The organism is Tianweitania populi, from assembly GCF_014652875.1.
GTDB lineage: Bacteria > Pseudomonadota > Alphaproteobacteria > Rhizobiales > Rhizobiaceae > Tianweitania > Tianweitania populi.
The window spans coordinates 122,648-147,319 of the sequence record NZ_BMZQ01000002.1 but is presented as its reverse complement, the minus strand read 5'-3'; the positions used below and the strand labels follow the sequence as shown (position 1 = coordinate 147,319).

At 61.9% G+C, this 24,672-nt stretch carries 23 protein-coding genes; 10 read left to right on the top strand and 13 right to left on the bottom strand.

The window, feature by feature from the left end:
- Nucleotides 1-30 precede the first annotated feature (30 nt).
- From IE166_RS10000 to proC, 3 genes are read left to right on the top strand one after another with little or no spacing between them, the layout of a single operon-like run.
- Nucleotides 31-1,023, top strand: coding sequence for a glycosyltransferase family 2 protein (locus IE166_RS10000; protein ID WP_189503451.1), 993 nt, complete (start codon nucleotides 31-33; stop codon nucleotides 1,021-1,023).
- Nucleotides 992-2,311, top strand: coding sequence for an O-antigen ligase family protein (locus IE166_RS09995; RefSeq protein WP_189503449.1), 1,320 nt, complete (start codon nucleotides 992-994; stop codon nucleotides 2,309-2,311). Before IE166_RS10000 ends, IE166_RS09995 begins: the two co-directional genes overlap by 32 nt.
- 50 nt (nucleotides 2,312-2,361) lie before the next feature.
- Nucleotides 2,362-3,177 carry a pyrroline-5-carboxylate reductase gene (gene proC / locus IE166_RS09990; protein ID WP_189503448.1) on the top strand — a complete coding sequence of 272 codons (816 nt, stop codon included), beginning with the start codon at nucleotides 2,362-2,364 and terminating at the stop codon, nucleotides 3,175-3,177.
- Between the two features lie 9 nt (nucleotides 3,178-3,186).
- On the opposite strand, the gene edd is transcribed toward proC, so the two are convergent.
- Genes edd through zwf form a run of 3 tightly spaced genes read right to left on the bottom strand, consistent with a single transcriptional unit; the run spans nucleotide 3,187 to nucleotide 7,207 of the window.
- On the bottom strand, nucleotides 3,187-5,013 hold the full coding sequence (gene edd / locus IE166_RS09985; protein ID WP_189503447.1) for a phosphogluconate dehydratase: 1,827 nt from the start codon (nucleotides 5,011-5,013) through the stop codon (nucleotides 3,187-3,189).
- Between the two features lie 2 nt (nucleotides 5,014-5,015).
- Nucleotides 5,016-5,732, bottom strand: coding sequence for a 6-phosphogluconolactonase (gene pgl, locus IE166_RS09980; RefSeq protein WP_189503446.1), 717 nt, complete (start codon nucleotides 5,730-5,732; stop codon nucleotides 5,016-5,018).
- 2 nt (nucleotides 5,733-5,734) lie between these two features.
- Nucleotides 5,735-7,207, bottom strand: a complete 1,473-nt coding sequence (zwf, locus tag IE166_RS09975; RefSeq protein WP_189503445.1) for a glucose-6-phosphate dehydrogenase — start codon at nucleotides 7,205-7,207, stop codon at nucleotides 5,735-5,737.
- A 214-nt stretch (nucleotides 7,208-7,421) separates the two neighbouring features.
- Between zwf and IE166_RS09970 the strand changes: the two genes are divergently transcribed.
- The gene (locus IE166_RS09970) at nucleotides 7,422-8,897 is read left to right on the top strand and encodes an aldehyde dehydrogenase family protein (RefSeq protein WP_189503444.1); all 1,476 of its coding nucleotides are present in this window, start codon (nucleotides 7,422-7,424) and stop codon (nucleotides 8,895-8,897) included.
- A gap of 65 nt (nucleotides 8,898-8,962) precedes the next feature.
- Here IE166_RS09970 and IE166_RS20860 read toward each other — a convergent pair whose 3' ends face one another.
- From IE166_RS20860 to aceA, 7 genes are all read right to left on the bottom strand, one after another.
- Nucleotides 8,963-9,484 carry a DUF2188 domain-containing protein gene (locus IE166_RS20860; protein WP_189503443.1) on the bottom strand — a complete coding sequence of 174 codons (522 nt, stop codon included), beginning with the start codon at nucleotides 9,482-9,484 and terminating at the stop codon, nucleotides 8,963-8,965.
- Nucleotides 9,485-9,543: 59 nt separating this feature from the next.
- Nucleotides 9,544-10,824: an NAD(P)/FAD-dependent oxidoreductase gene (locus tag IE166_RS09960; protein ID WP_189503442.1), complete on the bottom strand. Its 1,281-nt coding sequence runs from the start codon at nucleotides 10,822-10,824 to the stop codon at nucleotides 9,544-9,546.
- A gap of 44 nt (nucleotides 10,825-10,868) precedes the next feature.
- On the bottom strand, nucleotides 10,869-11,243 hold the full coding sequence (locus IE166_RS09955) for a four helix bundle protein (protein ID WP_189503441.1): 375 nt from the start codon (nucleotides 11,241-11,243) through the stop codon (nucleotides 10,869-10,871).
- Between the two features lie 51 nt (nucleotides 11,244-11,294).
- A complete protein-coding gene (locus tag IE166_RS09950; RefSeq protein WP_189503440.1) occupies nucleotides 11,295-12,728 on the bottom strand; it encodes a glutamine synthetase family protein in 1,434 nt (477 codons plus the stop codon).
- A 130-nt stretch (nucleotides 12,729-12,858) separates the two neighbouring features.
- Entirely contained in the window at nucleotides 12,859-13,308 is a 450-nt protein-coding gene (locus IE166_RS09945) for a response regulator (RefSeq protein WP_189503439.1), read from the bottom strand.
- 151 nt (nucleotides 13,309-13,459) lie between these two features.
- On the bottom strand, nucleotides 13,460-13,720 hold the full coding sequence (locus tag IE166_RS09940; protein ID WP_189503438.1) for an SMc00767 family acetate metabolism repressor: 261 nt from the start codon (nucleotides 13,718-13,720) through the stop codon (nucleotides 13,460-13,462).
- A gap of 61 nt (nucleotides 13,721-13,781) precedes the next feature.
- Entirely contained in the window at nucleotides 13,782-15,071 is a 1,290-nt protein-coding gene (aceA, locus tag IE166_RS09935; protein ID WP_189503437.1) for an isocitrate lyase, read from the bottom strand.
- A gap of 189 nt (nucleotides 15,072-15,260) precedes the next feature.
- Between aceA and IE166_RS09930 the strand changes: the two genes are divergently transcribed.
- Nucleotides 15,261-16,691, top strand: a complete 1,431-nt coding sequence (locus IE166_RS09930) for a helix-turn-helix domain-containing protein (RefSeq protein WP_189503436.1) — start codon at nucleotides 15,261-15,263, stop codon at nucleotides 16,689-16,691.
- 3 nt (nucleotides 16,692-16,694) lie between these two features.
- Here IE166_RS09930 and IE166_RS09925 read toward each other — a convergent pair whose 3' ends face one another.
- Nucleotides 16,695-16,994 carry a type II toxin-antitoxin system RelE/ParE family toxin gene (locus IE166_RS09925; protein ID WP_189503435.1) on the bottom strand — a complete coding sequence of 100 codons (300 nt, stop codon included), beginning with the start codon at nucleotides 16,992-16,994 and terminating at the stop codon, nucleotides 16,695-16,697.
- Entirely contained in the window at nucleotides 16,987-17,181 is a 195-nt protein-coding gene (locus IE166_RS09920; protein WP_189503434.1) for a hypothetical protein, read from the bottom strand. The genes IE166_RS09925 and IE166_RS09920 overlap by 8 nt, the downstream gene beginning before the upstream one ends.
- Nucleotides 17,182-17,399: 218 nt before the next feature.
- Between IE166_RS09920 and IE166_RS09915 the strand changes: the two genes are divergently transcribed.
- From IE166_RS09915 to IE166_RS09895, 5 genes are all read left to right on the top strand, one after another.
- Nucleotides 17,400-18,341, top strand: a complete 942-nt coding sequence (locus IE166_RS09915) for a DMT family transporter (protein WP_189503433.1) — start codon at nucleotides 17,400-17,402, stop codon at nucleotides 18,339-18,341.
- 134 nt (nucleotides 18,342-18,475) lie between these two features.
- Complete coding sequence (locus IE166_RS09910; RefSeq protein ID WP_189503432.1) at nucleotides 18,476-19,567, top strand: polyamine ABC transporter substrate-binding protein; 1,092 nt, start codon at nucleotides 18,476-18,478, stop codon at nucleotides 19,565-19,567.
- 118 nt (nucleotides 19,568-19,685) lie between these two features.
- A complete protein-coding gene (locus IE166_RS09905) occupies nucleotides 19,686-20,834 on the top strand; it encodes an ABC transporter ATP-binding protein (protein WP_189503431.1) in 1,149 nt (382 codons plus the stop codon).
- Between the two features lie 75 nt (nucleotides 20,835-20,909).
- Entirely contained in the window at nucleotides 20,910-21,812 is a 903-nt protein-coding gene (locus IE166_RS09900; protein ID WP_244641498.1) for an ABC transporter permease subunit, read from the top strand.
- The gene (locus IE166_RS09895; RefSeq protein ID WP_189503429.1) at nucleotides 21,809-22,630 is read left to right on the top strand and encodes an ABC transporter permease subunit; all 822 of its coding nucleotides are present in this window, start codon (nucleotides 21,809-21,811) and stop codon (nucleotides 22,628-22,630) included. The genes IE166_RS09900 and IE166_RS09895 overlap by 4 nt, the downstream gene beginning before the upstream one ends.
- A 1-nt stretch (nucleotide 22,631) precedes the next feature.
- Here IE166_RS09895 and IE166_RS09890 read toward each other — a convergent pair whose 3' ends face one another.
- Nucleotides 22,632-24,494: an AsmA family protein gene (locus IE166_RS09890; protein ID WP_189503428.1), complete on the bottom strand. Its 1,863-nt coding sequence runs from the start codon at nucleotides 24,492-24,494 to the stop codon at nucleotides 22,632-22,634.
- Nucleotides 24,495-24,672 lie beyond the last annotated feature (178 nt).

Genomic DNA, 24,672 nt, shown 5'->3' with positions numbered 1-24,672 from the left:
CCTGCCAGGTGGCGGGAAGGAGTTGGCTTCATGAACGAATCCGAAATCCTGCCTGGTATCTCGCTCGTTGCGCGCTCGCCCCATCCCGTTGCCGGCATCGAAGCCGTCGTGATCTGCCCGACCTTTCGCCGCCCCGACCATCTCCTGAAAACGCTGCACTCTCTGCAAGCCCAGCAAACCGTGCGCCGCTTTGCCGTGATCGTCATGGAAAACGAAGCGGAAGACCGCGAGGGAGCTGCCGTTGCCGCCCCCTTGTTCGAGGGTGGCGAAATGCAGGGCATGGTTGTGATCGCGCATGAGCGCGGTAATTGCTCAGCCTATAATGCCGGCCTCCAGACCGCGCTTCAACACTACCCCGACTTCCGCCATGTTCTGATCATCGACGATGATGAAGTCGCCGATGTCCAATGGATCGAGCTCATGATTGCGGCGGCCGATCGCTATAGTGCCGATCTCGTCGGTGGTCCTCAGCGCCCGGTTTTCGCCAATCCCGGCAAGAACCGCTTCGAACACCATCCAGTTTTCAAGCCGGCGCATCACAAAAGCGGCCCGGTGCGGGTGCTTTATTCCTCGGGCAACCTGTTGATCGGCAAGCAGGTGCTGAAGGCGCTCGATCAGCCTTTCTTCGATCCGCGCTTCAACTTTCTTGGCGGCGGCGATATCGATCTGGTGAGCCGCTGCACGGCCATGGGCTTCAAGCTCGCCTGGTGCGAGGAAGCCTGCGTTTATGAAACCGTGCCCGAACGCCGTTTACAGGCCGACTGGATCCGCGCCCGCTCCTTGCGCAACGGCGTGATCTCGACCCTGGTGGAAAAGCGCCAGCGCGCCGAAGAGCCGTTCGGTGGCATCAGAACCTTCATGAAAAGCGCAGCATTGCTAGGCTTGGCTCCGTTTCGGGCCGCGCGTGATGTAGCGAAAGGATCCATCGTCACAGGCCAATACAGGCTTTACATTGCTCTCGGCCGGATCTTGGCTCACTTTGGCTATCAGAATGAGCAATATCGCCAGCCTGAAAAGAACTGATCGCGATTTCGCGACGATTCGCGACGAGATCATCCACGCCTTCCCCCCGCATCGGGTCGCCATGCTTCTGGCCATGGCGATCTTTGCCGCGCTGCTGGTGTCTTTCCGCCCGTTTACGCCTGCCGGACAGGCGGAAGTCGGCGGCGATCTCGTCAATCAGGTCGGCTATGGCTGTGTGGCGATCGGCGCGCTATTCGGGCTGTTCTGCTTTGTGGATCGCCGCGTCGCTTCGGCGCTGCTCAGCCCCTGGTGGCTGATCCTTATCGCGCTGCTGTTTGTCTCGGTGTCCAACGCGCTCGATACCGGGCAAGCGCTGCGCGCCGTGTTGTTTACGATCGTAGGCATTCTCGGCATAGCGGCCGTACTGACCCTGCCGCGCGGGGCCGATGCGTTTTCCCGGGTTCTGGCCTGGGTCAGCCTTGGCGTCGTCGCTTACTGCTATGTCGGCCTGGTGATCTATCCAGACATCGCGGTCACGCCCTTGGACAATTTCGAGCCGCGGAATGCCGGTTCGTGGCGTGGCCTCTATGCGCATAAGAACATTGCCGGGCCGGTGATGGCCTGCCTGAGCTTTGCAGGCATCTACCTGTTCCGGCGCGGCTGGCAGGCAGCTGGAGCGATCCTGTTCGTGACCGCCTTCTTCTTCCTGTTCAAGACCGACTCCAAGACCACGACAGGCCTCGCGCCCGTGGCGATCCTGTGTGTTGCAGGGCCGACGCTGTTCGGCCTGCGAGGGCTGACGCCGGCGATCCTTGTGGGATCGGTTGTGGCCGCAGCGCTGCTAACGCTCGGCATGGTCTTCATCGAGCCGGTGAAGGTGCTGATGCAGCAAGTCTTCCCCGATCTGACCTATACCGGCCGCACCACGATCTGGGAGTTCGCCGGCCAGATGATCGCAGCGCGTCCTTGGAGCGGCTATGGCCTGGAGAGCTTCTGGACGACGCGCATCGTGTCCGATCAGCTTCAGCCCTTCGATCGCGCTTGGGACCTCAGCTCGATCGTGCACGGCCATAACGGTTACATCGATGTCGCGCTGTCGATCGGGGTGCCAGGGATGCTGATCGCAATCACTGCCTTCGTGCTGGCACCAGCGCGCGATTTTGTCCGCACGCCCTTGAAGCGGGAGAACGTGCTGCTCGCGGACCTCTTCATGATGATCGTTCTGTTCACCTGCCTGAACGCCTTCCTGGAAAGCTTCTTCTTCCGCCGCGCCGATCCGGTCTGGCTGCTCTTCGTGTTCGGCGTGCTGGGCCTGCGGATGACGGCGCGGTTTCCCGTGAAGGCGTGACACGAAGCCGCGCGGCGGTTATTGCCGCTGAAACAATGGGAGTTCTTGCGATGTCGATCGACCTCATCCTCGCCGGTTGCGGCAATATGGGCTACGCGATGCTTGCGGGCTGGGTGAAGGCCGGCCGCATCCCGGCCGCGCGCGTTGCGGTTGTCGAACCCAACGAAAGCCTTCGTACCCGTGCCCAGGCGCTGGGTGTGTCCGTTCATGCCGACGCATCTGATATCCCCGCGGATTGCCAACCCAAGCTGGTGATCTTCGCGGTGAAGCCGCAGGTCATGAAAGATGTGGTGCCAGCCTATAAGCACTTTGTGGAAGCGGGTGCAGCCGCTCTCAGCATCGCCGCCGGCACGCCGATCGCGGTGTTTGAAGACCTGCTTGGGTCAGACGCGGCGGTTATCCGCTGCATGCCGAACACGCCGGCGGCGATCGGCAAGGGCATGCTGGTGCTGTTTTCAAACGCCAATGTTACGGACGAGCAGGACAGCTTTGTGCGCGATCTGCTTTCGGCAAATGGAGCGGTCGCGACGATCGAAACCGAAGAGTTGATGGACGCGGTGACGGCCGTTTCGGGGTCCGGTCCCGCCTATATCTTCCACTTCATCGAAGCCTTGACCGCCGCCGCTGAAACAGCTGGCCTGCCATCCGACGTCGCCAAGCTGCTCGCCATGCAGACGGTCTACGGCGCAGGCGCACTGGCTGCCGACAGTGAGGAAGAGCCGGGCAAGCTGCGCGAGAACGTCACCAGCCCGAAGGGAACAACGGCCGCCGCACTCGACGTGCTGATGGGTGGCGACCGGTTGAAGACGCTGCTGGTGGAAGCCGTCGACGCCGCCAAGAAGCGCAGCATCGAGCTGCGCGACTAGGCTTCTTTCTCAGGCGGCGACGCCGAAGCTCGATGCCCCTTCGTCGGCTCGCAGAGCGAGCTGGCGGAAGCCTGCGAACAGTTCACGGCCCATGCCGAAACTGTTGGCGCTGAGATCCGGCACCACGATCGGCCGCGCAGCCAGTTCCTCGGCCGTAACCAGAACTTCCAGCGTACCAGCCTCGCCGTCGAGACGGACAATATCTCCATTCTGGATGCGGCCGATTGCGCCGCCATCCAGCGCTTCCGGCGTCACGTGAATAGCCGCCGGCACTTTGCCGGATGCGCCCGACATGCGCCCATCGGTGACCAGCGCGACATGACGGCCGCGATCCTGCAGCACGCCGAGCACGGTTGTCAGCCGGTGCAGTTCCGGCATGCCGTTGGCCTTCGGACCCTGAAAGCGCACGACGGCCACGAAGTCGCGATCGAGCTCGCCATTCTTGAACGCCTGGTTCAGGCCTTCCTGGCTGTCGAACACGATCGCGGGTGCTTCCACGATGCGCTTTTCCGGCTTCACGGCCGAAGTCTTGATGATGGCATGGCCAAAATTGCCGGTCAGGACCTTTAGACCCCCAGTCGCCTGGAACGGCTTCGGCGCGGTGGTCAGCACCTTTTCGTCGCCGCTGACAGCCGGTGCCGGTTCACGCGACACGGTGCCGTCGTTATTCAGCTTCGGCTCGATCGTGTAGGAGCGCAAACCGTCGCCCCACACTGTGCGGACATCTTCATGCAGATAGCCGGCATCCAGCAATTCGCGGATCAGGAAGCCCATGCCACCCGCCGCGTGGAAGTGGTTGATGTCGGCCAGACCGTTCGGGTAAACGCGCGCCAGCAGCGGCACCGTGTCCGACAGGTCGGAAATGTCCTGCCAGGTCAGCTTGATACCGGCCGCGCCCGCCATCGCGATCAGATGGATCGTATGGTTGGTGGAGCCACCGGTCGCATGCAAACCGACGATCGCGTTCACGATCGAGCGCTCGTCGATCATCTTGCCGGCCGGCGTGAAATCGTTTCCGAGCGCCGTGATCGCCAGCGCGCGCTGCGCGGCTTCGCGGGTCATCGCATCGCGCAGGGGCGTGCCCGGATTGATGAAGGAAGAGCCTGGAATATGCAGGCCCATGATCTCCATCATCATCTGGTTGGAGTTCGCGGTGCCATAGAAGGTGCAGGTGCCAGGGCTATGGTAGGACTTGGACTCGGCTTCCAGCAGTTCCGCGCGGCCGACCTTGCCCTCGGCATAAAGCTGGCGGATCTTCGCCTTCTCGTCATTGGGCAGGCCCGACGGCATCGGACCGGCAGGCACGAACACGGCCGGCAGATGGCCGAAGGTCATGGCCGCGATCATCAGACCGGGCACGATCTTGTCGCAGATCCCGAGATAAACGGCAGCGTCGAACATGTTGTGCGACAAGCCGATGCCGGCCGCCATCGCGATCACGTCGCGCGAAAACAGCGACAGCTCCATGCCGGGCTGCCCTTGCGTGACGCCGTCGCACATGGCCGGAACACCGCCAGCCACTTGCGCCACGCCGCCGACTTCGGTCGCCGCCTTGCGGATCAACTGCGGATAGGTCTCGTAAGGCGCATGCGCCGACAGCATGTCGTTGTAAGCGGTGATGATGCCGAGGTTCGGCACCGTGTCGCCCGACAGGGCCGCCTTGGTATTCGGCGCGCAGGCCGCAAAGCCATGGGCGAGGTTGCCGCAGGACAGAACCGAGCGATGCACGCCGCGCGCGGCAGCCGCTTCGAGGCGGTCGAGATAGGGCTCGCGGGTCGGCTTGGAACGTTCGCGAATGCGGTCGGTGATGGCTGCGACGTCACTGCGGACAGTCATGGCTATTCGCCTTTCTTGGGCGCCCAGTAAATGTCGAGCGGCTTGGCCGCATGAAGAAGCACGGCGCCAATCGGCTTCTCGCGTGGATGTGGTTCGGCCAGAACAGTTTCGAGCAGGCTATGTTTCTCGGCCCCCTCGATATGGAGTGCGATCAGCCCCGCCGAAAGGAGCACCGGCAAAGTCAGCGTCAAACGCGGCTCGTCCGCGCTCGGCGCGGTGACCGCCAGAACATGGTGGCTCGCCGCCGGGTCGATGGCGCCCGTCAGTTCGGGCGAGTCCGGGAAGAACGATGCCGTATGCCCATCGCCCCCCATGCCCAGCACCACCACGTCGAAGGGCAGCGGCAAGTCTGTCACGGCGCGATCGGCCAGCTTTGCGGCGTCACTGATATCCGCCACATCATGATAAAGCGGCGTGAAGCGCGCCGCTGCAGCCTTGTTCACCAGCAGGTTTTGCCGGATCAGCTTCTCGTTGGACCGCTCTGAAGTGGTCGGCACGAACCGCTCATCCACCGGCACGACCGTGACATCCGTCCAGGGAAGATCATGGGTCGAAAGAGCGCGGAAGAACGCTGCCGGCGTAGTGCCTCCCGACACGGCAAGCAGAGCCTGGCCGCGCTGGCTGATCGCGATTTTCAGGAAATCCGCCATGTCGCCGGCGAACCGATCCGCGAGCTGTTCGGGCGTTGCAAAACGGTGCCAGCGCGGATCGGCAATCATGATCAGACGCTTTCGTGCCAGGTGCGGCCGTCGCGCTCGATCAGGGCGATGGCGGAGGAGGGGCCCCAGGTGCCGGAGGTGTAACCCTGCACTTCCTGATTGTTGTCGTTCCAGGAATGAAGGATCGGGTCGATCCAGTTCCACGCCGCCTCGACCTCGTCGCGGCGCATGAACAGCGTCTGGTTGCCGCGCACCACATCCATGATCAGCCGCTCATAAGCATCGGGATTGCGCACGTTGAAAGCTTCCGCGAAGCTCATGTCGAGCGGCACATGCTTCAAGCGCATGCCGCCCGGGCCTGGATCCTTGATCATCAGCCACTGCTTGACGCCTTCATCCGGCTGCAAGCGGATCACCAGCTTGTTGGCCACGACCTGACCGGCGCTTTCGCCGAAGATCGAATAGGGGATCGGTTTGAACTCGATGACGATCTCCGACACCCGTGCCGCCAGCCGCTTGCCCGTGCGCAGATAAAACGGCACGCCGGCCCAGCGCCAATTGGAGATCTCGGCCTTGATGGCGACGAAGGTTTCGGTCGTGCTTTCGCCGTTGCCGAGCTCATCCAGATAGCCCTTCACCGGACCGCCGGCGGAAGCGCCCGCGCGATACTGGCCGCGCACCGTCAGCTTGCCGGCCGTTTGCCCGTTGATGCGCTGCAGCGAGCGCAGCACTTTCAGCTTCTCGTCGCGCAGGGAGTCCGCGTCGATCGAGGGCGGCGCTTCGATGGCAACGAGGCAAAGCAGCTGCAGCATGTGGTTCTGCACCATGTCGCGCAGCGCGCCGGCCTTGTCGTAATAGCCCGCACGGCCTTCCAGGCCGACCGATTCGGCCACCGTGATCTGCACATGGTCGATATGCGCATTGTTCCAAAGCGGCTCGTAAAGCGCATTGGCGAAGCGCAGCGCCAGCAGGTTCTGCACCGTCTCCTTGCCGAGATAGTGGTCGATGCGGAAGATCTGGCTTTCCTTGAACACGCTGCCGATCGTGTCGTTCAGCAGCTTGGCCGATTCCAGATCGCGCCCGATCGGCTTTTCGATCACGATGCGCGCTTGTTCGGTGATCAGGTCATGCGCGGCCACCTGCTTGGCGATTTCGCCGAACAAGGCCGGCGCAACGGCCAGATAAAAGACGCGGATGACGTCGTTGTCGCCGATCACCGTCTTCAGCTGGTCGAAGCCCTCACCGGTGGTGGCGTCGGCCGCGACGTAAGACAGGCGACCAAGAAACGTCTGGAGTGCTTCATCGGTCAACTCGTTGGCCGACACATGCTCTTTTAGAGCCGTCTGCGCGTAAGCCCGATACTCCTCATCTGTCATCTTGGTGCGCGAGGAACCGATGATGCGGCTCGGATCAAGGAACTGGCCGGCTACCTGGCGCTGAAACAGCGCCGGCAGCAGCTTGCGCTCGGCAAGGTCGCCGGTGGCGCCGAAGATGATGAAATCGAAGGGTTCAACCGGGATAATCTGGCTGGTCATGAGCAAGTTTTCCAACAACGGCAAGAGGCTTAATCTAATCGATTAAAAAATGCTAGCGTCTGGCTTTGCACCGCAACATAGGGGTCGCCGACGGCACCGCCAACCCATCTGGCCGTCTTATTCCGCAGATCTGACCTGCAGATGACGGTCAAGTTGCGGGTGACATGCGCAGCGTTTTGTTGCACCACACCACCACCAATCAAGGAGGCGAGCCATGGGTCAGCATCTGTCACGCACGGTCGCGGAAGGCCGCGCTTTTATGCAACTGATCAACGGTCAGCCGGCCGACGCCTTGAGCGGCGAGCGCATCGATGTGGTGTCGCCGTCGGACGGCAAGGTCTTCGCGTCCATTCCGGCTGCCGGCGCTGCCGATATCGACCGCGCCGTGAAGTCCTCGCGGGAAGCCTTCGAGAACGGCCCGTGGAGCCGCATGCCCGCTTTCGAGCGCGGCCGTCTGCTGACCAGGCTCGGCCTGCTGATCGAGAAGAATGGTGACGAACTGGCCGCGCTTGAGTCGCGCGACACCGGCAAGCCGATCCGGCAGGGCAAGGCCGATGTCACTTCGACGATGCGCTATTATGAATTCTATGGCGGCGCGGCCGACAAGATCCACGGCGACACGATCCCCTTCCTTGATGGCTATACGGCGCTGACACTGCGCGAGCCGCATGGCGTGGTGGCGGGCATCATCCCCTGGAACTACCCGATGCAGATCCTCGCCCGCGTGGCCGGTGCGGCCTTTGCCATGGGCAACACGCTGGTGGTGAAGCCGGCCGAAGACGCTTCGCTGACCACGATCCGCATTGCCGAACTGGCACTCGAAGCAGGCTTCCCGGAAGGCGTGTTCAACGTTGTGACCGGCTATGGCCGCGATGCGGGTGCGGCGCTGTCGGCGCATCGCGACATCGACTACGTCACCTTCACTGGCTCGACCATGACGGGCACGGCGATCCAGCAGGCGGCCGCGATCAACAATCGCGGCGTCACGATGGAACTTGGCGGCAAGTCGCCCCAGATCGTGTTTGCCGATGCCGACATCGAAAAGGCGCTACCCGTTCTCGTCAACGCCATCATCCAGAATGGCGGGCAGACCTGTTCGGCCGGCAGCCGCGTGCTGATCGAAAAGCCGATCTACGAAGCGGTCTCCACTGAACTCGCCGCCCGCTTCGGCAAGCTCGTTGCCGCGCCGCATGATGCCGACGGCGATCTTGGGCCGATGGTCAACAAGAAGCAGCAGGGCCAAGTGAAGAGCTTCATCGCAGCGGCGGAAGAAGCCGGCGTGTCCGTTCTTGCACGCGGCAGCGTGGACCCTTCGGCGCCGCAAAACGGCTTCTATGTCGCGCCGGCCTTGTTCGGCTCGGTCGATCCCAAAGCCAACATCGCGCAGCAGGAAGTCTTCGGCCCGGTTCTCTCACTGTTTGCCTTCGAGGGCGAGGAAGAGGCTGTTCGGCTCGCCAACAGCACGGATTACGGCCTCGTCGCGGGCGTCTGGACAAAGGACGGCGCACGCCAGCATCGTGTCGCCAAGAAGGTCCGAGCCGGTCAGGTCTTCGTCAACGGTTATGGCGCCGGTGGCGGCATCGAACTGCCGTTTGGCGGCTTCAAGAAGTCCGGCCACGGCCGCGAAAAGGGCTTCGAGGCGCTTTACGACATGTCAGCAACCAAGACGATCGTGTTCAACCACGGCTAAGCGGCGGTGGCATGAAAAAGGCTGAGGCGCTACGCCTCAGCCTTTCAATTCGGACAGGGAAGTCTTCAACCCTTGCGGGGTTCGCCGTCCTCGACATCCGTATGCGGGCGGTCGCGGCCATCGGATTCTTCTTGGCGCCACTTGCCGTCTTCATCCTGATATTCGATCGGCTCGGGCTCGCCAGCCTGCTCCTGAGCACGCGCAGCGGCTTCCGCCGCTTCCTTCGCGGCGTCATGGGTTGGGAAGGTTTCCGAAAACACGTCGCCGACCTTGTAGGCCCAGCCCTCGTCATGCTCGACAATACGATAGGTCACTTCGCCGGTGTCCCCTTGGTCTTCTTGCGTCTGGTTGCTGTTAAAGGCGCGAGCCGGACGGTTTGCGGATGAAGGCGAAGCAGAGCCTTCATTCTCTTCGTCACGTGCCCGCTGCCTTTTCTCTCTCCGGCGCTCGCGTGCAGAAAGGCTGGCGTCGGACCGGTCGTCATTGGATGGGTTGCGTTCAGCCTGGCGGTCGGAAGATTGGCTGGACGGTGCCGAAAGCCAGCGATAGGCGGCATAGCCGAGCGCGGCGAGGATCAGTTTTCGCATCGAAACACTCCGAATTTGGATCATCCGGATAAGCTTCAAACCTGCCAAATCGTTCCCGATCAGATGCGGTCGCGCAGCGCATACCAATTCAGCGCCAAGAACAGCAGTGGCGCTCTAAACCTTCGTCCGCCCGGGAAGGCCGGGATCTTAAGATCGGCCATCAGCTTCAGCCGGTCGCGATTGCCGGCGACCATCTCGGCATAAAGCTTGCCCATGAAGTTCGACAGCATGACGCCATGGCCGGAATACCCGCCGGAATAGATGACGTTCGGCATGACTTCCCGCACGAAGGGCTTACGCGGCATGGTGATGCCGACATAGCCGCCCCAGGCATGGGTGATCTCGACATCGCTCAGGGCCGGATAAAGCTCGGCTATCTGCCGCCGGATCCCCGATCCAATGTCCGACGGATCTCCGACGCCGTAGATTTCACGGCCACCGAACAGCAGGCGGCCATCAACGGAGCGGCGGAAATAGCGCACCACGAAGCGGGAGTCGTCGACGGACTCGCCGCCGGGAAGAACCGGACTATCATCGCCCAGCGGTGGCGTCGCGCCGATGAAGGAGCCGATCGGCATGACATGAGCCGCACTCTTGGGCTCGAGATCGCCGCCATAGGCATTGACGCCAAGCAGCCCCTTGGCGGCCGTGATCGTGCCGCGCGGCGTCTTGACAATGACCTTGCCGTTCTCGTTGGAAACGCCGGTCGCCTTGGTGTTCTCGAACAGATGTGCGCCAGCCTCCGCAGCCACACGCGCAGTGCCCACCACCAGCTTCAGCGGATTGATATGGCCGGTGCCGGTATCACGCGCGCCGCCGAAATAGGACTTGCTGCCAAGCCGCCGAGCCGTTTCCGCCTGATCCATGAAGGTTAGGTGCGGATAATCGAAGCGCTCGCCCATGATGTCGACGTGTTTCTTGTAAATGTCGACATAGCGCGGCTTGTGTGCCACCGAGAGCTGCCCCGGCCGGTAATCGATGTCAATGCCGTTGGTCGCTGCAAAATCCAGCAGATGCGCCTTCGCTTCTTCGGCGAGGTCAAACAGAGCCTTGGCGCGGGTAAAGCCGATCTCGGCCTCCATCTCCTCCGCCCACGCGCGCTGCCCCGTGCCAAACTGCCCGCCATTGCGCCCCGACGCGCCATCCCCCAACCGATGCGCCTCGATCAGCACGACGTTGGTGCCGGCCTTGGCGAGATGCGCGGCTGCCGACAAGCCGGTAAAGCCGCCGCCGACGATGACGACATCGGCCTGACGGTCACCGTCAAGCTGAGGGTAGCTTGGACGCTCGGGAAGGTTCGCTTCGTACCAGGATAGGCCGGGGGAAATGGGAGAAGTCATGTGATGACGCGATTACGCGATTAGGCGAATAAGTGAGTATGTGGTCATGGCGCCTTCTCTGTAAGTTTTGTGATAAGCCGATGAAGCAGCTTACCGATACTTTCTGCCAGATCGAGCAATGGGCGTATCGAGCCTGAACTGGTAAGCCCGATCCGCTCTGCGATGAGAAGATGCGTCTCGACTTCCTTCAGAGAGCCTTGTGCGATCTTCAAGAATTGCTGGAAGGCGCCGCGGCTTTGTCGTCCCCAACCCTCGGCAATGTTCGCAGCGACTGACGTCGCGGCGCGTCGAACTTGGCTCGTGAGCCCATATAATTCTTCACGCGGCCATCCACGGGTGAATTGGTAGGTAGATGCCGCGAGATCCATCGCTTGTTGCCAGACCAGCAGGTCCTTGTACGATTGAACTATCGCAGCCACAGAGCCCCCTTACTCACCTACTGCCCTATTCACCTACTCACTTTCTTTTCCTCACACATTCAACAACAGATATTCGCGCTCCCAGGGGCTGATCACCTCCATGAAGGTCTCGAACTCGGCCTTCTTGATCGCGGCATAGGTGGTCACGAATTGGGCGCCGAGCAGGGTCTTCAGCTCTTCGTCGGCTTCGAATAGTTGCACCGATTCCAGAAGGCTGCGTGGCAGCTCGATTTCATCATCGTTCACCGTACGTCCAACAGGCGCATCCGGTTTGATCTGGTTGCGCAGCCCGATCAGACCGCAGGCCAGCGACCCGGCCAGGGCCAGGTACGGGTTGGCGTCGGAGGAGGGGATGCGGTTTTCAACGCGGCGGGCGCCGGGGTCTGAGCGCGGCACGCGGAATGCGGTTGTGCGATTGTCGTAGCCCCATTTGGTGTTGACCGGCGCGGACGCGGCCTGCGTCAAGCGGCGATACGAGTTCACATAAGGCGCAAACATCACCAGCGCGTTCGGCACATGGCGCTGCATGCCGCCGATGAAATGGTGGAACGCATCCGTTTCGTTGCCATCGGCGGCGGCAAAGATGTTCTGGCCGGTCTTCTTGTCGATGATCGATTGATGGATATGCATGGCCGAACCTGGCTGACCCTGGATCGGCTTGGCCATGAAGGTCGCATAGGTCTCGTGCTTCAGCGCGGCTTCGCGGATCGTGCGCTTGAACAGGAAGACCTGGTCGGCCAGTTCCACCGGATCGCCGTGACGCAGGTTGATCTCCAGCTGCCCCGCGCCTTCTTCATGGATCAGCGTGTCGATCTCCAGGCCCTGGCCCTCGGAGAAATGGTAGATGTCGTCGATCAGCTCATCGAACTCGTTGACGCCCGCGATCGAATAACCCTGTCCGCCGCCGATCGGGCGACCGGAACGGCCAACAGGCGGGGTCAGCGGATAATCGGGATCTGGGTTCTTGCGCACGAGGTAGAATTCGATTTCCGGCGCCACCACCGGTTTCCAGCCGAGATCGGCATAGACAGCCACTACGCGCTTCAGCACATTGCGCGGCGTGAACTCCACCGCGCGGCCATCCTGATGCACGAGATCGCAGATCACCTGCGCCGTTTGATCGGTTTCCCAGGGCACGGCTGAAAGCGTGCTGAGATCCGGCATCAGCTTGAGGTCGCCGTCATCCTCGGGATAGGTGAAGCCGTTGCCGTCTTCGGGATAACCGCCGGAGATCGTCGCCATGAACACGGCCGATGGCAGCGCCAGCGAGGTGTTGGAGGTGAACTTCTTCGACGGCATCATCTTGCCGCGCGCCACGCCGGCTTGATCGGGCGTAATGCATTCGATGTCCTCGATGCCCCGCCATTCCAGCCACTCGGTGGCTTCTTTCCAGGTCTTTACGCCACGAAGGTTTGTGAGAAAGGCAGGCGTTGCGATGCGGCTGGTCTTCTTGACGGACCGGGCATCCTTTTTAGCGACAGGCATCAATCACCGAACGGTTGAACAGGCCGCCAGTATAGCTGAGCCCCACCGGAGAATGGAAGGCATGGCGACGCGCAAGGCAAACACGCATCATGCTGCCGGCAAAGCCTAGCGCAGGAAGAGGTTTTGGTTCTTACCGGCTTTGCTGCGCCAGGTCGGCCAGCACGGCTTCCAACCGTTCCGGCACAATGGGCTTGGCCACGACCGCATCCATCACCGGATGCAACAGCGACTGCGTTTCCGTCTTTCGGCCGGTGGAAAGAAACAGGAGACGCGGATGGCCCTGGCCGCTGTTTCGGCGGCAATGTTGGATCACATCGAGAAGCGTGTCGCATTCGCAATTGTCCACCCCGCCGTCGATCACCACGATGATCGGGGTGAGGCTGGGCAGATTGCGGATCGCATCGCTCGGCGACAAAGACACAGCGCGCAGCTTCGCGCGCTCGGCAATGCGGGTCACGACAACCAGATTCACTGGAACATTGCCGACGGCGACGACCGAGGGTTGTATGTTGACTTGGGAATGGTCATGGAAACGGGCCGCCACCGGGGAACCGGGTACCGCCATCTTGTCGACAGGCATAGAGTGGGATCAGCCTCGCACTACGATGCGGCGCCGGCTGCCGCGAGCTAATCCGCCGACTGAGATGGATAGAACTCTATCCAATCTCAGTCGGCGGTCAAGTGCGACGAAGGAACAAGGCTGGGTGGCGGTTGAGTTGTTCCAGGGTTTCTCAGCTTTGGCGTGTGACGATCACCGGAACAAGCAAGTCTCCCCAGTTGCCATCGCCGCCATGATGACGAGCAGAGCGCACCAATTCCACGGAAACACCTGCCTCAACCGCTTTCATCACGGATTGATTGAGCCTGTGCAGATCATTCGCAAGCATGCGAATGGCCGATTGCTGGTCACCGGACATCGAGGATGCCTGTTCTTCGGCACGTTCCTTGACACGGGTCTTCGGCTTTGTGGTTTCCTCAATCGTATCGAGCATGGATAATCTCCTTTGCTGGGATCTTCAGACCTGTTTCAAACGATTTACACTAGGCGTTGAGCTACTCCGCTGCTGGGCGGAACTGTTCATGTTCGGTGGAGTCGTTCATCGCGGTGGTGGAGGACTGGCCGCCCGTGATCGCCAGCGACACGGCGTCGAAATAGCCGGTGCCCACCTCGCGCTGATGCTTGGTTGCGGTGTAGCCATTGGCTTCCGCCGCGAACTCCGCTTCCTGCAGCTCGGAATAGGCTGCCATCTGGCGGTCCTTGTAGCCGCGCGCCAGTTCGAACATGCCGTAGTTCAACTGGTGGAACCCAGCGAGGGTAATGAACTGAAATTTATAACCCATTGCGCCGAGCTCGCGCTGGAACTTGGCGATGGTTGCGTCGTCCAGGTTCTTCTTCCAGTTGAACGAGGGCGAGCAGTTATAGGCGAGCAGCTTGCCCGGATGTTCCTTCTGCACGGCCTCAGCGAAGCGGCGCGCCTGTTCGAGATCCGGCTTGCCCGTTTCCATCCAGATCAGGTCGCAATAGGGCGCATAGGCGATTGCGCGGGCAATGCAGGGCTCGATGCCGTTCTTGACGTTATAGAAGCCCTCGACGGTGCGGCCTTTGTCGTGATCGACGAAAGGCTGATCGCGCTCGTCGATGTCGGACGTCAGCAACTTGGCGGCCTCGGCATCGGTGCGGGCAACGATCAGCGTCGGCACGCCCATGACATCGGCGGCAAGTCTAGCTGCGGTAAGGTTGCGGATATGCGCTTGGGTCGGGATCAGCACCTTGCCGCCGAGATGGCCGCACTTCTTTTCCGATGCGAGCTGGTCCTCAAAATGAACGCCGGCAGCACCCGCCTCGATAAAGGCCTTCATGATCTCGAAGGCATTGAGCGGTCCGCCGAAGCCGGCTTCAGCATCGGCCACGATCGGCGCGAACCAAGTGTCGACCGACAGGCCCTTGCCCTCCGCGGTTTCGATCTGGTCGGCGCGCTGCAGCGTGCGGTTGATGCGCTTGGCGAGTTCGGGGGCAGCATTGGCCGGATAAAGCGACTGGTCGGGATACATGGCGGAAGCCGTGTTGGCATCGGCCGCGACCTGCCAGCCCGACAGGTAGATCGCCTTCAGGCCGGCGCGCACCATCTGCATGGCCTGATTGCCCGACAGCGCGCCGAGCGCGTTGACGAAGTCCTCCTCGTGGATGAGCTTCCACAAGCGGTTCGCGCCGTTCTCGGCCAGGCTGTAGCTGATCTCAACCGACCCGCGCAGGCGCTTCACATCCGCGGCCGAATAAGGGCGTTCCACACCGTCGAACCGGCCTTGAGGAGCGGAAGGAACGAGGTTGTAAAAATCGGTCATCGGATATCTCCCAAGCAGCTTTGACACAATGGCTGATGGCGTGCGCCACTGGTTTGATGTGGCAGCAGGAGGAGCGCAGAGCTAGGAAAAGCAGCCTTTTGCGCGGAACAATCGGGTGCGGCTGTCACACCGTTGACGGCGCTGGAATGTCGTGATGTAAATCTTGTAAATATCGAGTCAGGCAGTGTGATGAGCGACCGCAAGATATTCGCAGGGCCACGCATCCGCCGCATCCGGATCGACCGCGGCCTAACGCAATCGGCGATGGCCGAGGCGCTTGGCATCTCGCCATCTTATCTCAACCTGATCGAACGCAATCAGCGCCCGCTGACGGTGCAACTGCTGATCAAGCTCGCCGCTGCCTACAAGATCGACATCCATGCGTTGAGCCATGACGACGCGCCGCTGGTCGCGCTGCGCGAAGTCTTCGCCGATCCGCTGCTGGCCGGAGAACTGCCGGGCGAACAGGAGCTGCTGGAGGTGGCGCAGGCCGCGCCCAATGTCGGCGCCGGCATGATCAAGCTTTACCGCGCCTATCGCGAACAAGCGGAGCGGCTGTCGGACCTCTCAGACATGCTGGCGCGCGAAGGCCACAGCACGGCTCTTGCTTCGACGCGCCTGCCGATTGACGCCGTGCGCGAGGTGCTGGAGCGTAGGCCCAACCACTTTCCGGCTTTGGAAGAGGAAGCCGAAGCCTTTACGCGGCTGTTGCAGCCCGGCGATGAACTCGGTGCTGCCCTGAGAAGCTGGCTGCAACGCGAGCATGGCATTGTGGTGAAGATCCTGCCGGTCGCCACCATGCCGAACTGGCGCCGTCGCTATGATCGCCATTCGCAGCGCCTGTTTATCTCCGAGCGGCTCTCGCCCTTCGATCAGTTGCGCGAGATCGCTATCGAAGCCTGTTTGATCCGCGCGCAGGTGGCGATCGCAGCCGAAGTGCAGGCGCTGAAGCTCGGCTCCGACGAAGCCAAACGCATCGCGCGCTTCGATCTGGCACGTTACCTCGCCCATGCGCTGATGATGCCCTACGGCCCGTTCCTCACCGCCGCCAAACGCGCGCGTTACGACGTCGACGTTTTGCGCTCGCGCTTTGGTGTGTCCTTCGAACAGGCGGCCAATCGGCTGACCGCGCTGGCGCGAGGGGGCGGGGAGGGAGTGCCGTTCTTCATGATGGAAGTCGATCATGCCGGCACCCGGTTCCGGCGGGCGGGCGCGATTGGCTTCCCGCATGCGCGCTTCGGCGGTGGCTGCCCGAAACTGCCGGTTCATGCGGCCTTCGCGCAGCCCGGCCAGATCCTGGCCGAAGCCGCCGAAATGCCGGATGGTGCGACTTTCCTGGTGATCGCCCGCACGCTGGAGGGGCCGCAAGGCGCCTTCACCGAACGCCCGCGCCGCACCGCAATCCTTCTCGGCTGCGATATCGAGCATCGCGATGCCGTGATCTATGCCGATGTCCTGCCCGCCAATGACCCGAAGCGCTCCGAAACCCGCGTCCTGATCGGCCCCGCCTGCCGCCTCTGCGAACGTATCGGCTGCCTGTCCCGCGCCGAACCGCCGATCACACGGCCATTGGGGTTGGACGAGATGGTGACAGGCTTGAGCGCGTTCGATTTTCAGTGAGGGTCAGTCCGTATCCGGATCCAGAAGATCTTCGACCTGTTGGCGGCCGTCCCGAACACGCAGGATCTCGACTTCATCCTCTTCCTCGATCACGCGGTAGAAGATCAGATGGTTGCGGAATGGAAGGACGCGGATGTCGCCGGAATACACCCGCGCCCGCTTCGGAAACAATTGCAGCTGTTCCCCTATTTCGATAAGCGCGTCGATGTAGCGCTCGGCAGCCTGCGGATTGTGCTGCAACAGATAATCGAACAGATCGCGCACATTGTCTCTGGCTTCGTCCAGCCAGAAGACCTTAGCCATAGCGTTGTTTCAGCTCTGCCATGAAGTCGTCGTGTGACGTACGACCGCCTCGTTTCTCGGCTGCCGCCAATTCGCCATCGATCTGCTTGCGAAGCATCAGCCTCTTGAGCGCGCGGCCGAGTTCTTCCTGCTCATCGTCCGATAAGCCCTCGGCTTCACGAACAGCATCACGCAGGATCTGGTTCATATCCATTCTCCGGCTTGCTTCAGGCGCTCGTTCATCGCACGTCTCCTGTTGGCTGGTAAGATAACACTCCTACAAGCCCCGTCCAAGGTCGCGTCATTCAGCATCAATGTCGTTGCCTCGAAAGCGGGATGTTGATGCGGTGAGTAAAAAGCAGAACGCTGGATCGCTCCCGCGCCCCGATCTCTATCCCGCACTCCAATAAAGCGACGCTGCCGGCCATGACTGACCGCGCTTTTCATGACGCCCCTGCCATGTCGCTCGATGAGCGCTCGGGCGTCCTCTTGATCTTCCTGTCCGCGCTGTTCTGGAGCTTCGGCGGAACGCTCGTGCGCTTTGTGGAAACGCCGGATAGCTGGGCGATCGTGGTCTGGCGCTCGCTTTGGGCAACGCTTTTCCTGCTCGGCTTCATGATATGGCGCGATGGTCTGCGCGGAACGCTGCGCTTGTTTCATGCGATGGGCGTGCCCGGTGTCGTGGTCGCGCTTTGCTTTGCCGTCGCAAGCTCCTGTTTCGTGATCGCAGTTGCCTACACCACAATCGCCAATGTCCTGCTCATCAATGCCGGCGTGCCCTTGCTGGCGGCGCTGATCGGATGGATGGTGTATCGAGAGCGCGTATCGCTACCGACCTGGATCGCCATCGCGGCGGTCATCCTCGGCGTGGGCGTGATGGTGTCGGATGGTCTCGGGGGCGAGGTGTCGTTGATCGGGAATGCGGTTGCGCTGCTCAATGCGATCGTGTTCGCCATCGCCACCGTGGTGACGCGCCGATACGCCAGTGTCCGCATGACACCGGCGACCTGTCTTGGCACCGCCTTTGCGGGCATCTTTGCGGCAATGCAGGTGTCCAGTCTGGCGGTATCACCGCACGATTTCGCCTTCCTGTTTGCTTTCGGCGCGCTCAATCTGGGTCTCGGCCTGTCGCTGTTTGCGTCAGGCGCGCGGCTGGTGCCGGCGGCCCTTGCCGCCCTGCTCGGAACGCTGGAAACCGTGCTGGGACCGATCTGGGTCTGGCTTGTTCACGCTGAAGTGCCTTCGGGACGCACCCTGATCGGTGGCGCGATCGTTTTCGCCGCTCTCCTCACGCATATCGGCCTGCAGTTCCGCCGACCGATGCGTCCTGCCAAGCCGGGCGTCACAGGTGTGCAAACGCCAAACTGATGGGGAATGCGAAGGTTTCGTGAAACGGGCGCAAACACCGCGATTGCCGCTTGCCGCTCCCGGCAAACGCCAATAGGCTTCGTTTGACAGATCCTTGGAATAAAGCGCGTACACGCGGAAGGAATTGGAGAATTATGATGCACAAAACCCTCTGGCTCGCGGCTGCCGCCATTCTTTTCACTGTGCCGGCCGGCGCCCAGGAACGGGTGGTCAACGTTTACAACTGGTCGGACTATATCGATTCCTCGATCATCGAAGAGTTCACCAAGGAAACGGGCATCAAGGTCGTTTACGACGTCTATGATTCCAACGAGATCCTGGAAACCAAGCTTCTGGCTGGCGGCAGCGGCTATGATGTGGTGGTGCCGACCGCCAGCCCCTTCCTCGCCCGCCAGATCCAGTCCGGCGTTTACCAGAAGCTCGACAAGACCAAGCTGCCCAACCTCGCCAACATGTGGGATGTGGTGGAACAGCGTGTCGCGGCCTTCGATCCCGGCAACGAATATTCCGTCAGCTACATGTGGGGCACCACCGGCATCGGCTACAATGTCGAGAAGATCAAGGCCGCCCTCGGCACGGACCAGATCGACAGCTGGGACGTCGTGTTCAAGCCGGAAATGATTTCCAAGCTGGCAAGCTGCGGCGTGTATTTCCTGGATTCGCCGACCGATGTCTTGCCGACGGTGCTGAACTATCTGGGCCTGGCACCGGACTCCACCAACAGCGACGACATCGCCAAGGCGCAAGAAGTGATGATGTCGGTCCGTCCTTCGATCCGCAAGTTCCATTCCTCGGAACTGATCAACGCGCTGGCCAATGGCGACATCTGTCTGGCGGTCGGCTTCTCCGGCGATCTGTTCCAGGCGCGCGACCGTGCTGCGGAAGCCAAGCAGGGCGTCGAGATCAATTACGTAATCCCCAATGAGGGCGCGGAAATGTGGTTCGACCAGATGGCGATCCCGGCCGATGCCAAGCATGTCGAAGAAGCCCATGCATTCATCAACTTCATGATGAAGCCGGAGATTGCGGCCAAGGCATCGAACTACGTCTTCTACGCCAACGGCAACAAGGCGTCGCAGCCCATGCTGGATGCCGAGATCCTGAACGACAAGGCGATCTATCCGGACGAAGCCATGCTGGCCAAGCTGTTCACGGTGCAGCCCTACGATCCGCGCGCCCAGCGTCTCGTGACGCGTGCCTGGACCGCGATCGTCACGGGTCAGTAAAAACAAGCGTCCGGCGCGGCGATCTTGTCGCTCCGGAGCGAAATAAAGGGCAACCGGCTGGGGTCGCTGACCTCAGCCATGCTGTCCGGCGCTGTCGTGCCGGGAAAGTAGGACGTGCATGGCCGTTAAGTCGCTGAACAGTATCCGCCGCAACTTCTCGCCGTGGACAGACCCGGCCGCAAAGCCTTACATTCAGTTCGAGAACGTCACCAAGCAGTTCGGTGACTTCACCGCCGTCAACAACCTGTCGCTGACCATCTATGAGCGCGAATTCTACGCGCTGCTTGGCGCTTCGGGCTGCGGCAAGTCCACGCTTTTGCGCATGCTGGCGGGCTTCGATGAACCGACCTCGGGCCGCATCCTGTTGGACGGGCAGGATCTGCGCGGGGTGCCGCCGCACAAGCGTCCCGTAAACATGATGTTCCAGTCCTATGCGCTGTTTCCGCATATGACGGTGGAAAAGAATATCGCCTTCGGCCTCAAGCAGGAAGGCATGGCGTCGGCCGATATCGCCAAGCGCGTCGCCGAAATGCTGAAGCTCGTGAAGCTCGAACAGTTCGCCAAGCGCAAGCCGCATCAGTTGTCAGGCGGCCAGCGCCAGCGCGTCGCCCTAGCGCGCTCGGTGGCCAAGCGGCCGAAGGTTCTCCTTCTGGATGAACCACTTGGCGCCTTGGACAAGAAGCTGCGCGAAGAAACGCAGTTCGAGCTGATGGACCTGCAGCAGGATCTTGGCCTGACCTTTGTTGTGGTGACCCATGATCAGGAAGAGGCCATGACCATGGCCGACCGGATTGCCATTCTCGACAAAGGCGAGGTCATGCAGGTGGCGACGCCGCAGGAAATCTACGAAGCGCCCGGCTCGCGTTTCGTCGCCAATTTCGTAGGCAGCATGAACCTGTTTGAGGGCGAGGTGACACGCCGTGATGAAACGTCGGCGGACATCCAGATCGGTCCAGACCTGCTTATTCGGACGGTCAATCCCGGAAATTCTGAGCGAAAAGCCGGAGTAAACTACGCAGTTCGGCCGGAAAAGATCCGGGTTTCTTCCAAAAAACCGGAAGAAACTGGAGTGAATTCAGCTCAGGGTGAGATCTTCGACATCGCCTATCTCGGCGACGTCACCAACTACAATGTGAAGCTGGATGACGGCCGCATCGTCAAGGCAACGGTGATCAACAGCAATCGTCTGGCCGAGGATCCGCTGACCTGGGGCGACCGCGCCTGGATCTCCTTCAAGCCGGATGCCGGCATCGTGCTGACGCGCTGAGGCGGCCCGATGACCCAGTCTTTTGCACCCGGAGCCGACCCCGCAACCCCGCCGCCCGCCGCGACAAGCAGCGGCATGCACGGATTCCTGCGCGGTCTGTCCGGTAAGCTCGTCATCATCGTTCCCTATCTCTGGCTGCTGGTCTTCTTTCTCGTTCCGTTTCTGATCGTGGCAAAGATTTCGCTGTCGGAAACGGCAACCGCAATGCCGCCTTATCAGCCTACTTTCGATGGGTTGACGGGCTTCTTGAGCAAACTCAGCAGCTTCTCCTTCGACAACTATCTCTGGCTCACCGAAGACGCGCTGTACTTCAAGGCCTATGTATCGAGCGTCGTCATCGCGGCCATCTCGACGGTGCTGACTTTGCTGGTCGGCTATCCCATGGCCTACGGAATGGCGCGGGCGCCGACGACGATCCGGCCGACGCTGGTGATGCTCGTCATCCTGCCGTTCTGGACGAGCTTCCTGATCCGCGTTTACGCCTGGATCGGCATCCTCAAGCCCGAAGGCCTCCTCAACCAGTTTCTCCTTTGGACCGGCGTCATCGACACGCCGCTGGTGATCCTGAACACGCATACGGCGATCTTCATCGGCATCGTCTATTCCTATCTGCCGTTCATGGTGCTGCCGCTTTATGCGGCGCTGGAAAAGATGGATCATTCCCTTGTGGAAGCGGCCCAAGACCTCGGCTGCACACCGACCGGCGCGTTCTGGAAGGTGACGTTTCCGCTGTCGCGCCCCGGCGTCATCGCCGGCTGCATGCTGGTGTTCATTCCCGCGGTCGGTGAGTTCGTGATCCCTGACCTGCTTGGCGGCTCGCAAACGCTGATGATCGGCCGCACGCTGTGGAACGAGTTCTTCTCGAACCGCGATTGGCCCGTTGCATCCGCGGTCGCGGTAATCCTGCTCCTGCTGCTCGTCATCCCGATCATGATCTTCCAGCAGGCGCAGGCAAAGACGCAGGAGCAAGGCCGATGAACGGGGGCGGCTGGAGCCGGTTCAACATCGCGTCGGTCACGGCGGGCTTTGCCTTCCTTTACCTGCCGATCGTGCTGCTGATCATCTATTCCTTCAACGCGTCGCGGCTCGTCACGGTGTGGGCCGGGTTTTCCACGCAGTGGTATGTCACCCTGTGGCACAACCAGGCGCTGCTCGATGCCGCTTGGGTCACGCTGCGGGTCGGCCTCGTTTCAGCCACGGCTGCCACCGTGCTGGGTACGATGGCAGCGCTTGCGCTCACCCGCTACACCCGCTTTCGCGGCCGGCTGCTGTTTTCCGGCATGGTGTTCGCGCCGCTGGTGATGCCGGAAGTCATTACCGGCCTGTCACTGCTGCTTCTGTTCGTGGCGCTTGGCGTGGATCGCGGCATGATGACGGTGACGCTGGCGCACATCACCTTTTCCATGTGCTTCGTGGCTGTCGTCGTGCAGTCGCGCCTTCTGACCTTCGACCGCTCTCTGGAAGAAGCGGCAATGGATCTGGGTGCGACGCCGGTGAAGACCTTCTTCGCCATCACCTTGCCGGTGATCGCGCCGGCCATCATTTCCGGCTGGATGCTGGCTTTCACTCTGTCGCTGGATGATCTGGTGATTGCAAGCTTTACCTCGGGTCCGGGCGCCACCACGCTGCCGATGAAGATCTACAGCCAGGTGCGGCTCGGCGTGACGCCTGAAATCAACGCGATCTGCACGATCCTGATCGCCATCGTGGCAACCGGCGTGCTGATTGCCTCGGTGGTGAACAAGCGACGCGAAGTGCAGCGTCGGCGCGACGAGCAGGCCGCGCAGCGCACCTGATCTATTCCAATGGCGGGCGCATCGTCATCGAGGAGATGAACGGCGCGTTCCAGGCGCCACCGACGAAGAAGCTCGCCAGCGGCGTCTGCTGCGTCACGCCTTTTTGCAGCGGGTCCGGTGTTGTCGAGGATGGCGGCGGAACCAGCCTGACGTCGCCGCTCAGGGCAAGACCGCCGACATAAGGCACGATGCCTTCCATCACGATGCGGCGGTCGATCGTGTCCACCGTGGCTTGCGTGACGCGCGCCACGCCATCATCCATCGTGGCCTTGGCCTGAACGCCCTCGATGGCCAGCGAGCCGCCGGACACATCCTTCAAGGCGAAGAAGCCGCCATCGTTGAGCCGAGCCAGAAACTGGTCGAGGTTGAAGCTGCGCAGCGTGCCGCGCGCGAAGCCCGCCGAGAAGGTGCCGTCGGCACTTTCAAGAACGCGCTCCCAGGTCTCGCCCGTGCCTTTGAGCGTCAGGGACAGCGTGCCGCGCGAAGCCGGCAACAAGGCTTGCAGCCCCAGCGCGTCGCCTGCCGCCGCACCGTCGAAATCGGACGCCAGCAGGCGAAGGTCGACCACTTCAGCACCGGGTTGGCGCGAGGCCCGGATGCCGGCCTGCAAGGTGCCGCCGAAGGCCGTGGAGTCGGAAATATCGAGCACGGCCAAGCCAGGCCGCACCTGCGCGGTGGCGGCGATTTCGCTTAAGGAAACCGGTCCGGCGCGCGCGGTCGAGGCCGACAAGCGCAGATCGAGCTTCATCCGGTTGATATAGGCGGAAGGCTCGGCTCCTCCTGTCTGCATCTGCGGCAGGAGCGGCGAGAACACGCCGAGCATGGTCGGCAGATCCAGCACGTCAAAAGCCAGAGTGCCGGAAATGGCGGGCACATCGTCCTCGAACGACACATCGAAGCCGCCGATCCCCGTATTGCCGTCGAGAATGAGCGAGGCGCTCGTGAACTTAAGCCGCTCCGCCGAACCGGACAGCTGGCCGGAAAATTCCAGCGCGCCGGGCGCCATGTCGGACGCCAGCTCGACCTGCAGCCAACTGGCGGCCCGGCTGGCCGAAGGCGTGGAAAGCTGCAAGGTGCCGGTCACCAGCGCTTCGGCCGAAAGGCCAGCAGTGCCATCGAACGAGGCTGTCATAGGCAGCGAACGCAGGGCGGCGCGAAGCTCGGTGGTGCCGCCGGCCAGATGGATCAGCGGCTGGCCGGACGCCAGTTCCAGCGACACGGTTTCGCCACGCCACAGACCTTGCGCGCGCAATGCCCCGCCGCGATTGAGCGAGGGCCAGTTCAGCGAGCCGGTCAGCCCCGAAGCGATCTCGCGTTCGCCGGCCGGGTCCTCCGCGAGCACGCTTGCGTCCACGAACTCGATCGTGCCGAGATCGTCGTCCGGCAACCTGCTGAGATCGGGCGCTTCCGGATTGGCTTTCAGCGCCTGGCGCGCAGCCTCAATCGCCCTGACGATGCGACCGCCGCGCGGCGCGGCCGGCAGGTAGATGGCGGGTGCGACGGGCGCCACGCGCAGAACGGGGTGCACCAGCCGCAACTGGTCGAAGGTGATGTCGCCGCGCAGCGCATCCCAGGCCGACATTTCCATTTCGATGCGCTCGGCTCGCAGCACCGGCTGGCCATCGGCATCCCAGTCGATGAAGCGAACATCATGCAGCACGGCGCGCAGGCTCGGCCAGACCTCGATCTCCGGGCGCGAGCCGACTTCCACCCGCATGCCGCTCCAAGCGCCGAGTTCCTGCGCTATCCGATCGCGCACCAGATGATTGGACGCGGCAAACGGCATGGCCAGCACAACCACGCCCGCAAGCACGGCGATGACAAGCACCGTCCAAAGCGTTTTGCGGAGCGAAGGTTTGGGCATCGTGCCTCTTGGGAAACTGACATGCCGAGACTGTAGGCATGCTTATGATCTCAGGTGCGGTGTAAAGGAGATTACGGGCTTTTCAAGCAGGCGCTGCGTGAAGTCTTGTTCATGAAGGCGCTGATGGCCCGCATCACGCTTCTTGCCGCCATGGAAGCGGCGTTGCATAACAACGCTG

Coding starts and splice junctions, on each gene's coding strand:
- IE166_RS09900 (WP_244641498.1), top strand. CDS start 20,910: ATGCACGGATTCCTGCGCGGTCTGTCCGGTAAGCTCGTCATCATCGTT.
- IE166_RS09945 (WP_189503439.1), bottom strand. CDS start 13,308: ATGCCTGTCGACAAGATGGCGGTACCCGGTTCCCCGGTGGCGGCCCGT.
- IE166_RS09970 (WP_189503444.1), top strand. CDS start 7,422: ATGGGTCAGCATCTGTCACGCACGGTCGCGGAAGGCCGCGCTTTTATG.
- IE166_RS09950 (WP_189503440.1), bottom strand. CDS start 12,728: ATGCCTGTCGCTAAAAAGGATGCCCGGTCCGTCAAGAAGACCAGCCGC.
- IE166_RS09960 (WP_189503442.1), bottom strand. CDS start 10,824: ATGACTTCTCCCATTTCCCCCGGCCTATCCTGGTACGAAGCGAACCTT.
- IE166_RS09905 (WP_189503431.1), top strand. CDS start 19,686: ATGGCCGTTAAGTCGCTGAACAGTATCCGCCGCAACTTCTCGCCGTGG.
- IE166_RS20860 (WP_189503443.1), bottom strand. CDS start 9,484: ATGCGAAAACTGATCCTCGCCGCGCTCGGCTATGCCGCCTATCGCTGG.
- IE166_RS09895 (WP_189503429.1), top strand. CDS start 21,809: ATGAACGGGGGCGGCTGGAGCCGGTTCAACATCGCGTCGGTCACGGCG.
- IE166_RS09890 (WP_189503428.1), bottom strand. CDS start 24,494: ATGCCCAAACCTTCGCTCCGCAAAACGCTTTGGACGGTGCTTGTCATC.
- aceA (WP_189503437.1), bottom strand. CDS start 15,071: ATGACCGATTTTTACAACCTCGTTCCTTCCGCTCCTCAAGGCCGGTTC.
- proC (WP_189503448.1), top strand. CDS start 2,362: ATGTCGATCGACCTCATCCTCGCCGGTTGCGGCAATATGGGCTACGCG.
- IE166_RS09915 (WP_189503433.1), top strand. CDS start 17,400: ATGACTGACCGCGCTTTTCATGACGCCCCTGCCATGTCGCTCGATGAG.
- IE166_RS10000 (WP_189503451.1), top strand. CDS start 31: ATGAACGAATCCGAAATCCTGCCTGGTATCTCGCTCGTTGCGCGCTCG.
- IE166_RS09910 (WP_189503432.1), top strand. CDS start 18,476: ATGATGCACAAAACCCTCTGGCTCGCGGCTGCCGCCATTCTTTTCACT.
- IE166_RS09940 (WP_189503438.1), bottom strand. CDS start 13,720: ATGCTCGATACGATTGAGGAAACCACAAAGCCGAAGACCCGTGTCAAG.
- edd (WP_189503447.1), bottom strand. CDS start 5,013: ATGACTGTCCGCAGTGACGTCGCAGCCATCACCGACCGCATTCGCGAA.
- IE166_RS09920 (WP_189503434.1), bottom strand. CDS start 17,181: ATGAACCAGATCCTGCGTGATGCTGTTCGTGAAGCCGAGGGCTTATCG.
- zwf (WP_189503445.1), bottom strand. CDS start 7,207: ATGACCAGCCAGATTATCCCGGTTGAACCCTTCGATTTCATCATCTTC.
- IE166_RS09995 (WP_189503449.1), top strand. CDS start 992: ATGAGCAATATCGCCAGCCTGAAAAGAACTGATCGCGATTTCGCGACG.
- IE166_RS09925 (WP_189503435.1), bottom strand. CDS start 16,994: ATGGCTAAGGTCTTCTGGCTGGACGAAGCCAGAGACAATGTGCGCGAT.
- pgl (WP_189503446.1), bottom strand. CDS start 5,732: ATGATTGCCGATCCGCGCTGGCACCGTTTTGCAACGCCCGAACAGCTC.
- IE166_RS09930 (WP_189503436.1), top strand. CDS start 15,261: ATGAGCGACCGCAAGATATTCGCAGGGCCACGCATCCGCCGCATCCGG.